General features: G+C 67.6%; 12 protein-coding genes. 6 read left to right on the top strand and 6 right to left on the bottom strand.

Annotated features, from left to right (window positions below):
- Nucleotides 1-274 precede the first annotated feature (274 nt).
- The 4 genes from metG to R5H30_RS01460 all read right to left on the bottom strand — a co-directional run bounded on the left by metG (nt 275) and on the right by R5H30_RS01460 (nt 4,840).
- On the bottom strand, nt 275-1,990 hold the full coding sequence (gene metG / locus R5H30_RS01475) for a methionine--tRNA ligase (protein WP_318326210.1): 1,716 nt from the start codon (nt 1,988-1,990) through the stop codon (nt 275-277).
- A gap of 121 nt (nt 1,991-2,111) precedes the next feature.
- Complete coding sequence (locus R5H30_RS01470; RefSeq protein ID WP_318326209.1) at nt 2,112-3,335, bottom strand: MFS transporter; 1,224 nt, start codon at nt 3,333-3,335, stop codon at nt 2,112-2,114.
- A gap of 194 nt (nt 3,336-3,529) precedes the next feature.
- Nucleotides 3,530-4,123 (bottom strand): YceI family protein, encoded by a 594-nt coding sequence (locus R5H30_RS01465; protein ID WP_318326208.1) that lies wholly within the window; start codon nt 4,121-4,123, stop codon nt 3,530-3,532.
- 93 nt (nt 4,124-4,216) lie between these two features.
- The gene (locus R5H30_RS01460) at nt 4,217-4,840 is read right to left on the bottom strand and encodes an ImuA family protein (RefSeq protein WP_318326207.1); all 624 of its coding nucleotides are present in this window, start codon (nt 4,838-4,840) and stop codon (nt 4,217-4,219) included.
- A gap of 134 nt (nt 4,841-4,974) precedes the next feature.
- Between R5H30_RS01460 and R5H30_RS01455 the strand changes: the two genes are divergently transcribed.
- Nucleotides 4,975-6,018 (top strand): aldo/keto reductase, encoded by a 1,044-nt coding sequence (locus R5H30_RS01455; RefSeq protein WP_318326206.1) that lies wholly within the window; start codon nt 4,975-4,977, stop codon nt 6,016-6,018.
- Here R5H30_RS01455 and R5H30_RS01450 read toward each other — a convergent pair.
- Nucleotides 6,012-6,962, bottom strand: a complete 951-nt coding sequence (locus R5H30_RS01450; RefSeq protein ID WP_318326205.1) for a GlxA family transcriptional regulator — start codon at nt 6,960-6,962, stop codon at nt 6,012-6,014. The genes R5H30_RS01455 and R5H30_RS01450 overlap by 7 nt on opposite strands.
- A gap of 73 nt (nt 6,963-7,035) precedes the next feature.
- Here R5H30_RS01450 and bcoG point away from each other — a divergent pair, with 73 nt between their 5' ends.
- Genes bcoG through R5H30_RS01430 form a run of 4 tightly spaced genes read left to right on the top strand, consistent with a single transcriptional unit; the run spans nt 7,036 to nt 10,668 of the window.
- Complete coding sequence (bcoG, locus tag R5H30_RS01445) at nt 7,036-7,947, top strand: 3-dehydrocarnitine:acetyl-CoA trimethylamine transferase BcoG (RefSeq protein WP_318326204.1); 912 nt, start codon at nt 7,036-7,038, stop codon at nt 7,945-7,947.
- A complete protein-coding gene (locus tag R5H30_RS01440; protein ID WP_318326203.1) occupies nt 7,944-8,450 on the top strand; it encodes a lipocalin family protein in 507 nt (168 codons plus the stop codon). Before bcoG ends, R5H30_RS01440 begins: the two co-directional genes overlap by 4 nt.
- Nucleotides 8,447-9,922: a carnitine 3-dehydrogenase gene (locus tag R5H30_RS01435; RefSeq protein WP_318326202.1), complete on the top strand. Its 1,476-nt coding sequence runs from the start codon at nt 8,447-8,449 to the stop codon at nt 9,920-9,922. The genes R5H30_RS01440 and R5H30_RS01435 overlap by 4 nt, the downstream gene beginning before the upstream one ends.
- A 44-nt stretch (nt 9,923-9,966) precedes the next feature.
- Nucleotides 9,967-10,668 carry an SDR family oxidoreductase gene (locus R5H30_RS01430; protein WP_412105100.1) on the top strand — a complete coding sequence of 234 codons (702 nt, stop codon included), beginning with the start codon at nt 9,967-9,969 and terminating at the stop codon, nt 10,666-10,668.
- A 74-nt stretch (nt 10,669-10,742) separates the two neighbouring features.
- Here R5H30_RS01430 and R5H30_RS01425 read toward each other — a convergent pair whose 3' ends face one another.
- Complete coding sequence (locus R5H30_RS01425; RefSeq protein WP_318326200.1) at nt 10,743-11,603, bottom strand: helix-turn-helix domain-containing protein; 861 nt, start codon at nt 11,601-11,603, stop codon at nt 10,743-10,745.
- A gap of 169 nt (nt 11,604-11,772) precedes the next feature.
- On the opposite strand from R5H30_RS01425, the gene R5H30_RS01420 reads away from it, so the two are divergent.
- Nucleotides 11,773-12,669: a fatty acid desaturase gene (locus R5H30_RS01420; RefSeq protein WP_412105099.1), complete on the top strand. Its 897-nt coding sequence runs from the start codon at nt 11,773-11,775 to the stop codon at nt 12,667-12,669.
- Nucleotides 12,670-12,689 lie beyond the last annotated feature (20 nt).

The raw sequence follows: 12,689 nt of genomic DNA, 5'->3' as shown, positions 1-12,689 counted from the left end.
AGTCATGGCCGTGCCGGCACGCAAGCCCGAGAAAGCGCAGATCGGTCCGGAACCCCGTTTGATCATCGGCACGCGCTTGCCGAGCCTGCCCGGGATCATCTAGCGCCGGGACACCCAAACAATCCCGGCGCCGCAGAAGACAGGTCGAGGCGCGACACCGCAGCGCACGTGTCGAGGCGCCCGCCAACGACCGATGCCAAAATTCAGTGACGCTTTGGCCGGGCCGACGCCCAGCGTCGCGCCGGACAGACCCTCGATCGCGAGGCGCGCGCTGTTACCGTGTTCCGGCGAAACGCTCTTGCCAGGCCGCCCGGTCCTCGTCGGTGATCTTGGCGAACAGCACTTCGGGCACCTCGAATCCGTGCCCGGGGGCCAGCGCGGACAGGAACGAACCGACGTCCTCGGGCCAGTCGATATTGTCGAGATCGAAGGCCGCGCACATCCTTGCGGCGGCATCCGGAATGAAGGGCTCGGACAGCACCGCGTAAAGCCGCACGAGATTAAGCCCGAGCCGGGTCTGCATGGCGGCCTGTTCCGGGTCGGTCTTGAAGGTCGACCAGGGCGCCACGGACTGCAGGTATTCGTTGCCGGCGACCCAGATCGCCCGCAATTCCTGCGCCGACTTGCGTACGTCCATCGTCTCCATCAGCGCGGCGTAGCGCGCGACCCGGCCTGATAGCTCTTCCACCAGTGCCGTCTCCGCCGGCCCCCAGGCACCGCCCTCCGGCACGACCTCGCCGAATTTCGCGCGGCAGAACTTGGTGATCCGGCTCACGAAGTTGCCCAGCACGTCGGCGAGATCCTTGTTCACGGAGGTCTGGAAGTTCTCCCAGGTGAACTCGGCATCGCTGCTTTCGGGCGCGTGGCTGAGCAGCCACCAGCGCCAGTAGTCCGCCGGCAGGATCTCGAGCGCCTGGTCCATGAAGATGCCGCGCCCCTGGCTCGTCGAGAACTGCCCGCCGTCGTAGTTGAGATAGTTGAACGACTTGAGGTGGTCGACCATCTTCCACGGCTCGCCCGAGCCGAGGATCGTCGCCGGAAAGCTCAGCGTGTGGAAGGGCACGTTGTCCTTGCCCATGAACTGCGTGTAGCGGACGTCGCCTGCACCCTTGTCGGTGCGCCACCAGCGTTCCCAGTCGCCATCCTCCAGCCCGCGCGCCTCGGCCCATTCGGCAGCACAGGCGATGTATTCGATCGGCGCGTCGAACCAGACATAGAACACCTTGCCTTCCATGCCCGGCCAGTCCTCGCTGCCCTTCCTGACCGGGATACCCCAGTCGAGGTCACGCGTGATCCCGCGATCGCGCAGACCCTCGCCGTCATGCAGCCATTTTTTCGCGATCGAGGTGGTCAGCACCGGCCAGTCGGTTTTGCTGTCGATCCACGCGTCGAGATCGTCCTTCAGAGCCGACTGCCGCAGGTAGAGATGCTTGGTCTCGCGCACCTCGAGATCGGTCGAGCCGGAAACCGCCGACCGCGGGTCGATCAGGTCGGTCGGATCGAGTTGCTTGGTGCAGTTCTCGCACTGGTCGCCGCGGGCCTTTTCGTAACCACAGTTCGGGCAGGTGCCCTCGATGTAGCGATCCGGCAGGAAGCGCCCGTCGGCAACCGAGTAGACCTGCCGTTCGCTGACCTCGGCGATCAGCCCGGCGTCGGCGAGACGACCCGCGAAATGCTGGGTCAGGGCGTGGTTCTGCGGGCTCGAGGAGCGCCCGAAATGATCGAAGGACAGCCGAAAACCGCGGGCCAGTTCGGACTGCACGGCATGCATCTCGGCGCAGTATTCCGCAACCGGTTTGCCCGCCTTCGCGGCGGCCAGTTCGGCCGGCGTTCCGTGCTCGTCGGTGGCGCAGAGAAACAGGACCTCGTGCCCGCGGGCACGCTGGTAGCGCGCATAAAGATCGGCCGGCAGTTGCGACCCCACGAGGTTGCCGAGGTGCTTGACGCCGTTGATGTAAGGAATGGCGGAGGTGATGAGGTGACGGGCCATGGTCCGGGGGCTTTCGAAGTCTGTCGGGTCGGTTGCCCCCCTCTATCGCAGCTTTCCGGCGAGGGCCACTCGGAAACACCCGTCGCCATACGGACCCGCAAGACGGCAGCAAACATGCCCGTCACTTGCCGGAGCGATTGCGCCGGGTCAGCAAGCCGATGAGAAACGACGTGCGCGGCGCCCAGACGTAGCGCGTCCGCCGTTCCGGTGCGGGACGTGCCCGCATCCGCGTGAACCCGAAGATGACAAGAAGGGCATGACCCGCCGCAATCAGCATGAACATCGCGTCCGGCCCGTAAAGCTCGATGAGGTAAGAGGCGAGATAGGGGGCAGCGATGGCGCCGAGCGCGAAATAGAACATCAGCGCGGCGGAGAGTTCCACGCGCTCTTCGTCGCTGGCGAAATCGTGGGCATGGGCGGCCGCGACCGAGTAGATCGGGAAGGTGGTCGCCCCGAACACCCCCGCACTGAGCATGATGGCGGCGGATCCGAGACCGGAGGCCGCGACAGTGACGGCGGAACTCGCGATTGCCGCGACCGAAAGCCAGATCAGCACCGAACGGCGGTCGTACTTGTCGGCGATCCAGCCCACCGGGTACTGGGCCAGCGCGCCGCCGAGTACGAAGGCGGCGAGGAAATAGGCGATCTGGCCGGCGCTCAGCCCGACCTCCTGCCCGTAGACCGGGCCGATCATCCGGAACGAGGCGCTCGAAAGGGCCGCGACGATGACGCCCGCCGCGGCGAGCGGTGACCGGGCCGTCGCGAGCCCGGGGCGCAGACGCGGCGATGCGGGCGTGGTGGGCTGACGCGCCGTCGTCAGCGTCAGCGGCAGAAGTGCGGCACAGCACAGGATCGCAAGAATGTTGTAGGAAATGTAAGAGGCCGGTTCGAGCACGCTGATGATGAGCTGTGCCGCCAGCGAGCCAGTCATGTCGACGACCCGGTAGACGCCCATGGTGCGTCCGCGCGTCTCGTTGGTGACCTTGGCCTGCAGCCAGGCTTCGATCACGGTGTAGCATCCGGCCACGCAGAGCCCCGAGGCCACGCGCATCAGCGCCCAGGCGTAGGGGTCGATGACGACCATGTGCGCCAGCAACCCGATGGCGCCCGCCGCGGTGAAGGCGGCGAAGGCGCGGGCATGCCCGACGCTGCCCATCAGGCGGGGCGCCCACCAGCATCCGATGAAGAACCCGAGGAAATGCGCCGAGCCCAGCAAACCGACCTGCTGGCGGCTGAAGTCGAGTGCGAGGCCCGAGAGCGCGTCCAGAGGGCCGACGCCGCCCGAGGACAGCTGCAGCAGGATGACGGAGAGAAAGAGGGCGGCGAAGGAGATAAGAAGGCGCATCTTGGCGCCACTCTTGCGCCCTTGCGCGCGCGTTTCCTAGCCCCTCCGCGACAGGATCGGTGATTTTGTGCCCAAAGGGGCTGGTTGCGCGGCTTGAGCATGAAAATGCTAGTACGGCCGCAGGCGCTACGGTGCGTGCGACTCAAACGCGATCATGCGTAGCGCGGCTCGGGCCGCGAAAGACGTTACGCGGCTCAGGCCGCGACGATCTCGGCGCGGATGTCGAGATCGACCCGGTCCGCAACGATGTCGGAATAGCCGGTCGCTCCGAAGGCGCTGCGCTGAAGACTGCCCGACAGGCGCAGGAAAAGCCGCGAGAGGTCGGTCTCGGCAGTGCCCTGCGGGCGCGTGAGGCGTGCCGCAAGGCGCAAGGGGCGTGTCGTGCCGCGCATTGTCAGGTCCCCATCCACGGTGGCGCCGTCGTAGATCCGCCCCGCATTGTCGAGCCGGACCGCGCGTGTGACGTAGCGCACCAGCGGGTGGCACGCGGCGTCGAGAACCTGCGGGCTCTTGAGTGCCTCGGTGGCGAAGACGAACCCGGTGCTGGCCCGGCGCAAGTCGGCCGAGACGTCGGCGCGGGTGGCACCAAGGTCGGCGGGATCGATGCGAATATCGGCGTTGGCGACGGGAACCGTGCCGGTCTGCACCGCGCCGTTGAGTCGGAAGGCAAAGGCGATCCGGGAACGGCCGGGGGTCAGGACATAGCGGCGCGACGCCGCTGTCGCGGGGGCAGCAAACGTGGCAAGCGCGCCGATCATCAGGCTGCGTCGGGTCAGGGTCTGCGGCATGGCCAGCGATCCGGTGCGGGTTGCAGCATCGATCCTAGCGCGGGCCTGGCCGGGCTCAAACGGGTTTCCGGTCACGAAGTCGCGCGGACCGGATCAGCCCCGATCGTGCAGGGCCGAAAGCGGACCCGAAAGACCGTCGCGCCGGACGCTCCAGACCTTGTGCGGCGCGGTGCGGGCGCGCAGGCGCTCAAGCCGCCAGCGGTTGTGGCCCGGGGTATGGTCGGGCGCGAGACTCCAGCGCGTCTCGACCCCCGGTGCGCCGCCGCGCCCGGGCGTGACCAGCAGCCCGATCGCCGCCGTACCGCCCTCGCGCAGGCCGGTTTCTGCGGCAAGGTGCATCCGCCGCACCTGCGTGAGGCCGGGCAGGCCGGGCAGGTCGGCCACCGCCAGCGCGACGCAGCCCGCGCGCAGGATCTCCTCCATGGTCCACAGCAGGTCCTCGGGTCGGCGCGGATGGACGAAGAGCAGCCGTGCCGGGTCGATCCAGTCGAGCACCCCGTCGGCATGCAGCCGGTCCCGGGTCCAGGCCGGCGCCAGCCAGAGCACCGGCCCCGTGGTGCGCGCCGCGATCCACAGCGCCAGGGTCCGGCGCGCGGGGCCGCAGGCCTCGTGGGTGCGCGCCAGGGGCAGGGCAAAGTCCGCGACCTCCGGAAGCAGAGTCAGGACAGGGCCGGTCCGGGCCGTGCGGCGGGTCAGGAGAGGCTGGGCGGCGGGCATGGCACACGGTAGCTTGTTCCTATTTTGTTCTCAACCCGCAAAACTCCGGCTCAGGGTCCGATGCAGGGCCAGAGCGGGGTTGCAGCCCGCGCCGGTGGCGCTAACCTCGCGCCGAAAGCCAGGAAGGATACGCAATGAAGATGAAGCCGCTGGGCCGGACCGGCATCGAGGTCTCGGAATACTGTCTCGGGACCATGACCTGGGGCACGCAGAACACCACCGAGGAAGCCCATGCCCAGATCGACCGCGCGCTGGATGCGGGCATCAACTTTCTCGACACCGCCGAGATGTACCCGGTGAACCCGATCAGCGCCGAAACGGTGGGGCGGACCGAACGGATAATCGGGCTCTGGCTCGAGCGCGACGGGCGGCGCGACGACATTGTGCTGGCGACCAAGCATTCCGGCGAAGGCATGCAGCACGCGCGCGACGGCGCGCCGATTTCGTCCGAGACGATCCCCGAGGCCATTGAGGGTTCGCTGCGCCGGCTCAAGACCGATTGCATCGACCTCTACCAGTTTCACTGGCCGAACCGGGGAAGCTACATGTTCCGCAAGAACTGGACCTTCGACCCGACGCCCCAGTTGCAGCACGATACGCGACAGCATATGGCCGACGCGCTCGGCGCGCTCGAGGCCGAGGTCAAGCGCGGCACGATCCGTGCCTTCGGCCTCAGCAATGAAAGCGCCTGGGGCCTGACGCAATGGGCCGCGGTGGCCGAGGCCACGGGCGGACCGAGGGTGGCCTCGATCCAGAACGAATACTCGCTGCTTTGCCGTCTCTTCGACACCGATCTCGCCGAGGCCAGCGTACAGGAGGACGTGCCGCTGCTCGCGTTCTCGCCGCTGGCGGCGGGCCTGCTGACCGGCAAGTATCAGGACGGCGCGGTGCCCAAGGGGTCGCGCATGTCGCTCAACGACACGCTCGGCGGGCGCAAGAGCGAACGCGCCTTTCCGGCGGTCGCGGCCTATCTCGACATCGCGCGGCGCCACGGGCTGGACCCGGTCCATATGGCGCTTGCCTGGTGCGCGGGACGGCCCTTCATGGGCTCGGTGATCTTCGGGGCGACCTCGCTCGAGCAGCTCGAGACCGCGCTGGGGGCCGTCGACGTCACCCTGAGTGATGCGGTGCTCGACGAGATCGACACCGCGCACCGGGCGCATCCGATGCCTTACTGAAACGCAGCGCGCCGTGCGCGGGCCGACTGTCCGAACCTGCGCCCATAGGCGCGCGCGAAACTCGACTGCGACGCAAAGCCGGTCCTCAGCGCGATGTCTTGCAGTGGGGTTGCGGTCTGCGTCACCAGCCGGTCGGCCTCGGCCAGCCGCAGCGACAGGTAATGCGCGCGCGGGGTGCATCCGAGTCGGCTGCGGAACTGCATCTGGAGCGCGCGGGGACTGACGCCCAGACGCTGCGCCAAAGCAGCCAGTGAAAGAGGATCCTCAAGGCGCGCCTCCATCACCTCCTGCGCCCGGGCGGTCAGCGGCGAATGCCGCAGGCGCGATCCGGCCCGGCTTTGCGGCCGCGCGGGCCGCGCATCGCCGTCGTAGATGAAGCTGCCTGCGACCCGTGCGGCAAGTCGCGCTCCGAAGCGTCGGTCGATGAGGTCGAGCATCATCTCGATGGCCGGTGCGGCGCCGCCCGAGGTCATGCGCTGTCCCGAGGTCACGAAGCGCGCGTTGCGGACGCGCACCTCGGGAAAGGTGGTGGCGAAAGTTTCCAGGTCTTCCCAATGCGTTGTCGCATCATGCTGATCCAGTATCCCGGCCCGGGCCAGTACCCACGGCCCCCCGTCGATCCCGGCCACCAACGTTTCCGGCCGGGCCAGGCGCCGCAGGCTGGCGCAGAGCGCGGGCGTCGTCTGAGCTTCGAGATCGAACCCGGCGACGACCAGCAGCAGATCGCAGGCGACGATGCGTTGCAGGGCGGCGCCCGGCACCACGAGGCCGCTGGTCAGGGACACGTCAGAAGCGCCGGGCGTGGCGAAGCGCCAGTCGAACAACGCTCGTCCCGCCTGCCGGTTCGCGGCCCGCATCGGATCGACGGCGGCGGCAAAGGACAGCGTGTTGGTCTGCTCGAGAACAAGCACGACCGTGCGGATGATTTCTGCGGATTTTGGCAATGTATCTTCGCTTTGGGTCAAGTGTCGTGGGACGTTGTCGGTCATCCTGCGGCCCGGAACAAGAGGACACCCTATGCCGCTCACCATGAACCAAGAGGTTTTCATCACCTGTGCCGTCACCGGATCGGGCGGGACACAGGATCGCAGCCCGCATGTGCCGCGCTCGCCCGAGCAGATCGCCGACGCGGCAATCGCCGCTGCCAAGGCCGGGGCCGCGATCGTGCACTGCCACGTGCGCGACCCCGAGACCGGCGCGCCGAGCCGCAAGCTGGACTACTACCGCGAGGTGACCGACCGCATCCGTGAGGCCGAGGTGGACGTGGTGCTGAACCTGACCGCCGGTATGGGTGGCGACATGGTGTTCGGCTCGACCGAGCAGCCGCTGCCGGTGGCCGAGGGGACGGACATGATCGGGGCCGCGGAACGGGTCGAACACGTGGCGCAATGCCTGCCGGAAATCTGTACACTCGACTGCGGCACGATGAACTTCGCCGAGGCCGACTACGTGATGACCAACACGCCCGGCATGCTGACGGCCATGGGCCGGATGATGACCGAGCTTGGCGTCAAGCCCGAGATCGAGGCCTTCGACACCGGGCACCTGTGGTACGCCAAGCAGCTGGTCGCGGACGGCGTGCTGGAGGCCCCCGCGCTGGTGCAGCTTTGCATGGGCGTGCCCTGGGGCGCGCCGGACGACCTCAATACCCTCTTGGCCATGGTCAACAACGTGCCCGACGACTGGACCTTCTCGGCGTTTTCCCTGGGCCGGCACCAGATGGCCTATGTCGCCGCGGCGGTTCTGGCGGGCGGGAACGTGCGCGTCGGGCTCGAGGACAACCTCTGGCTCGGCAAGGGGCAGCTGGCCGAGAACTGGCAACTGGTCGAACGCGCGGTCGGCATCGTCGAGAACATGGGCGCACGGGTGATCGGCCCTGCGGAGGTCCGCGAGAAGCTGGGACTCGTCAAGCGGGCGCCGAAGTCATGAGCGGAGTTTTGTCGCGCCGCACGGCGCTGGTCGCCGGGCTTGCCGTTCTGACGCTCTCGGCCTGTGGCACACCGCCGCCCGAAGAGCCGAATTTCCGCAACCAGGAGGTCGCCATCGGCGGCACCACGCGCTTCGATCCGGCGCTTTTCGACGGTGAGTGGTTCGTGGTCGCCCGGATGCCCGACGCTTCCGCGGCCCCGCGCAAGTTCACCTACGAGCGGCTCATCGACCAGATGCGCGAGGCCGGCGACGGCCCGGTGCGGCGCTACCGGGTGCGCGAAGGCTCGGTCCTGCAGCAGGTCCCGACCAGTCTTGACGACAGGCTGGTGGTGATGTGGGTCGACGACGATTTCCGCACCGCCGCAGTCGGCACCATCGATGGCAAGCGTGGCACGATCTTCGACCGCAGCCCGGAAGGGTCGGAGGACCGGATCCGTGCGGCGACCGAGGTGATGGAGTTCTATGGGTGGGACGTCGGCCGGCTGATCCGGGTGGCGCCATGACGAAGATCGCGGGAATCATCGGCGGCGGGGTCATCGGCGGCGGCTGGGCCGCGCGGTTCCTTCTCAATGGCTGGGACGTGCAGGTCTACGACCCTGACCCGGAGGCCGAGCGAAAGATCGGCGAGGTGCTGGCCAACGCCCGTCGTTCGCTGCCCGGGCTGACCGACGTGGCCTTGCCACCCGAAGGCACGCTGCGGTTCTGCGCGTCGATCGCCGAGGCCGTGACGGGAGCCTCGTGGATCCAGGAAAGCGTGCCGGAACGGCTCGATCTCAAGCACGCGACGTTTGCCGAGATCGCGGCAGCGGCCGACCGAGAGGCGATCGTCGGCTCCTCGACCTCGGGGTTCAAGCCGTCGCAGCTGCAGGAGGGCGCGGCCCATCCCGGCGCGATCCTGGTCTGCCATCCGTTCAACCCGGTCTACCTGCTGCCGCTTGTCGAGGTCGTGCCGACGGACAAAAATGCGCCGCAGACCGTTGAAACGGCGAAGGAAATCCTGACGTCGCTCGGGTTCTACCCGCTCCATGTCCGGCAGGAAATCGACGCTCATATCGCGGACCGCTTCCTCGAGGCGGTCTGGCGCGAGGCGCTCTGGCTGGTCAAGGACGGCATCGCCACGACCGAGGAGATCGACAACGCGATCCGCTACGGGTTCGGCATCCGCTGGGCGCAGATGGGGCTTTTCGAGACCTACCGGGTGGCGGGCGGCGAGGCCGGCATGAAGCATTTCATGGCCCAGTTCGGCCCCTGTCTGAGCTGGCCCTGGACCAGGCTCACGGACGTGCCCGAGTTCACCGACGAACTGGTCGAGCTGATCGCCGGACAGTCCGACGCGCAGTCCGGTGCCTACGGCATCCGCGAACTCGAGCGCATTCGCGACAACAACCTCGTGGCGATCCTGCGCGCGTTGCGCCAGCAGAACTGGGGAGCAGGGGCGCTGATCGTCGAACAGGACCGGCAGATGCGGGCCGGAACGGTGCTGGGCGCGATGGCCGCGGACATCGTGGATGCGACACAGCCGATCCCGACGATCCGGCGCGCGATCCCGCTCGACTGGACCGACTACAACGGGCACATGAACGAGGCCAAGTACCTGCAGGTCTTCGGGGACGCCACCGACCGGATCATGGAGATGGTGGGCTGCGACGCCGACTACATCGCCACGGGCGGCAGCTATTTCACAGCCGAGACCCATATTCGGCACATCGACGAGGTTCATGCCGGCACGCGGATCGAGTTGCGTACGCGGTTTCTCGGCGGCACCGGCAAGAAAATGCACCTCTGGCACGAGATGTATGCGGGTGACCGGCTGCTGGCCACCGGAGAGCATTTCATGCTGCACGTGAGCCTCGAGACCAGGCGCCCGTCCGAGCCTTCGGAGCATATCCGCGACGCGGTACAGCGATTTGTCGCGGGGCACGCCGGGTTGCCGGCTCCCGAGGGCGCCGGCCGGGCCGTCGGGCAGCCGCGGTGAGAACGGTGCTGATCACCGCCGGGGCCGCAGGGCTCGGGCGGGCGATGGCGGAGGCCTTCGCGGGCGCCGGCTGGCAGGTCTGGGTGACCGATGTCGACGACGGCGCGCTGGCCGCATGCCCGGAAGACTGGCAGCTCCGGCAGGCGGACGCGCGCGACGAGGCCGCGATGGCCGACGTCGTCTCCTCGATGCCGCGGATCGATGCGCTCTGCGCCAATGCCGGGATTGCGGGCCCGACCGCGCGGATCGAGGACATCGCGATCGAGGACTGGCGTGGCTGCGTCGGCGTAAACCTTGAGGGTGCGTTTCTCGCCGCCAAGCATGCGGCACCGCGGATGAAGGCGGCGGGGAGCGGCGCGATCGTGCTGACGTCGTCGACCGCAGGGCTTTACGGTTACCCGAACCGCGCGCCCTATGCGGCAGCGAAATGGGGTGTGATCGGCCTGATGAAAACGCTGGCGATGGAACTGGGTCCGTTCGGGATCCGCGCCAACGCGATTTGCCCGGGCGCGGTGGAAGGTCCGCGTATGGAAGGTGTGCTGACCCGCGAGGCTGCGGCCAAGGGGATGACGCGCGACGCGGTCTACGCGGGCTATGCCGCGGGCACCTCGATGCGGACCTTCGTGGAGGCGCGCGACGTGGGCGAAATGGCGCTGTTTCTCTGCTCGGACGCAGCGCGGCGGGTGTCGGGGCAGGCGATCGCCGTCGACGGGCACACCGAGAATCCGGATCCGAAGTCCGGTTGAGACGTCGCAACGAGGGGGCTTTCCGCCCCCTCGCGCTCCCCCGAGGATATTTATCAACCAGAGAGAGACAGGCGTCAGCCGATCCGCGGGCGCAGCGCCTCGAGATGGGCGGGCAGATCGCGGGCGCCCCGGGCTGCCTCGCGCACGAGCTTGTCGAAATCCGACGTGAAAGTCTCGATCCGGTCGCGGTCACGGAAGGCCATGAAGTGGCCACCGGTGAAGAAGACGGCCAGCAAGGGGCCGAAGATCGTGACCGGCGCTGAGTAGAGCCTGCGGGCGTCGAAGAGATAGATCCTGAGGCGCGGGTAGAGGTCGCGCGCCAGGGCGACGAGATGATCGAGCTGGTCGTGGCGGACGCGCGCCGGAAGGCCGCTGTAATAACCGGTGCCGTCAATGAAGCTGTCGATCTCGAAGAGCGGAAAGGCGATCTCGTAGTCCGATTGCGCGCCGCGCAGCCAGTCGAGCCGGTCGCGCGAGGCATTGATCGCCTGTGTTGCCGTGCGCCCCAGGTGCGGGCCGTATTCCCATTCCAGCACCCCGCGGGTCTTGAGCATGTCGGGCAGGCTGGCCGGCACATGGCGGATCTTGTAGCCGGCGGCCTCGCGGTGCCAGTCGACGATCCGGCGGTCGATTTCGGCCCGGGGCGCTTCGCTGAGTGTGAGAGAGGCCGAGAGCAGATCCGCAGCGCTCTCAGGCCGGTCCGACAGGCCCAGCAACCAGTCGGCGGAGACGCCGAGCACGGTGGCGCAAGTGCCGACGACATGGGCCCCGGGCAAGCGGTCTCCGTCACCCGTCAGCGCCTGGCTGAGGGTCGAGCGGTCGGTGCCGATTGCGCGGGCCAGCGCGCTGCGGTTGATGTCGGCCTGCTCCATGGCCTGCGCGAGGCGCAGGCGGAATTGCCTGGCGCGTTCGATCTTGCTGAGGAAAGCATTCATGCGGTGAGTTTTATCATCAACTGTCGAATTTTGTTAATCCTTATTGCAATGGTCGGCGATAGAGGAACGCGGTAGTTTCACAAAATCGTTACCAACTGCGGAAATCACAGTGAACCAACACGTTAGAGGAGAAACCCGGCGAGCGCGCCGCCACATCGGAAGCGCGAAACTGCCGGCTGCCCACCCGCGCCAATGGGAGTGGCCGACCCTGGCCTTGCTTGCCGCTGTTCTGGGCGTGCTGGTGCTGGGCGTCACTGCCTTCTCGGAAGTGTTCCTGCCGTTGGGCATCTGCGTGACGGCGCTCGCGCTGGTGCTGCATTCCTCGCTGACGCACGAGGTGCTGCACGGCCACCCGTTCCCGTCACGGATCGCGAGCGAGGCGCTGGCCTGGGTCCAGCCGGGCCTTTTCGTACCGTATCTGCGGTTCCGCGACCTGCATCTGGCGCATCATCAGGATGCGCGCCTGACCGATCCCTACGACGATCCCGAGAGCAACTACCTTGAGCCGGCGGTCTGGGCGCGGCTGCCGGCGTGGCGCAAGCGGTTGCTTGACGTCAACAACACGCTGGCGGGTCGTCTGCTTGTCGGGCCGCTGATCGGGCAGGCGGCCTTTCTGCGCGACGACTGGCGCGCAATCCGGGCCGGGGACCGGCAGTCTCTGCGCGGATGGGTGCTGCACCTGCCCGGTGTCGCGGTCGTGGTGGGGTTGGTCGTGCTGTCGCCGATGCCGCTCTGGGCCTACCTCTTGGCGTGTTACCTCGCGCTGTCGATCCTGCGCATCCGGACCTTCCTTGAACACCGCGCCCACGTACGCGCCAGCGGGCGCACGGTGATCATCGAGGACCGCGGATTGCTGGCGTTCTTGTTTCTGAACAACAACCTGCATGTCGTTCATCACATGCATCCGCGGGTGCCCTGGTACCGCCTGCCAGCGCTCTACCACGCCAACCGCCAGCGTTACATCACGCGCAATCATGGCTACGTCTACCGCTCATACAGACAGATCTTCGGACTCTATTTCTGGCGGCGAAAGGACGAGGTGGCGCATCCGCTCTGGCAGGACTGACGGATTTGCGCCTATAGACC

It is taken from the genome of Roseobacter sp. FCG-D35, assembly GCF_033436665.1.
Lineage (GTDB): Bacteria > Pseudomonadota > Alphaproteobacteria > Rhodobacterales > Rhodobacteraceae > JAWQFO01.
This window is presented reverse-complemented; position numbering and strand designations above follow the sequence as displayed.

What these genes read in the sequence shown, in the direction of transcription:
- metG (WP_318326210.1), bottom strand. Translation starts at nt 1,990, where the DNA reads ATGGCCCGTCACCTCATCACCTCCGCCATTCCTTACATCAACGGCGTC.
- R5H30_RS01470 (WP_318326209.1), bottom strand. Translation starts at nt 3,335, where the DNA reads ATGCGCCTTCTTATCTCCTTCGCCGCCCTCTTTCTCTCCGTCATCCTG.
- R5H30_RS01465 (WP_318326208.1), bottom strand. Translation starts at nt 4,123, where the DNA reads ATGCCGCAGACCCTGACCCGACGCAGCCTGATGATCGGCGCGCTTGCC.
- R5H30_RS01460 (WP_318326207.1), bottom strand. Translation starts at nt 4,840, where the DNA reads ATGCCCGCCGCCCAGCCTCTCCTGACCCGCCGCACGGCCCGGACCGGC.
- R5H30_RS01455 (WP_318326206.1), top strand. Translation starts at nt 4,975, where the DNA reads ATGAAGATGAAGCCGCTGGGCCGGACCGGCATCGAGGTCTCGGAATAC.
- bcoG (WP_318326204.1), top strand. Translation starts at nt 7,036, where the DNA reads ATGCCGCTCACCATGAACCAAGAGGTTTTCATCACCTGTGCCGTCACC.
- R5H30_RS01440 (WP_318326203.1), top strand. Translation starts at nt 7,944, where the DNA reads ATGAGCGGAGTTTTGTCGCGCCGCACGGCGCTGGTCGCCGGGCTTGCC.
- R5H30_RS01435 (WP_318326202.1), top strand. Translation starts at nt 8,447, where the DNA reads ATGACGAAGATCGCGGGAATCATCGGCGGCGGGGTCATCGGCGGCGGC.
- R5H30_RS01430 (WP_412105100.1), top strand. Translation starts at nt 9,967, where the DNA reads ATGGCGGAGGCCTTCGCGGGCGCCGGCTGGCAGGTCTGGGTGACCGAT.
- R5H30_RS01425 (WP_318326200.1), bottom strand. Translation starts at nt 11,603, where the DNA reads ATGAATGCTTTCCTCAGCAAGATCGAACGCGCCAGGCAATTCCGCCTG.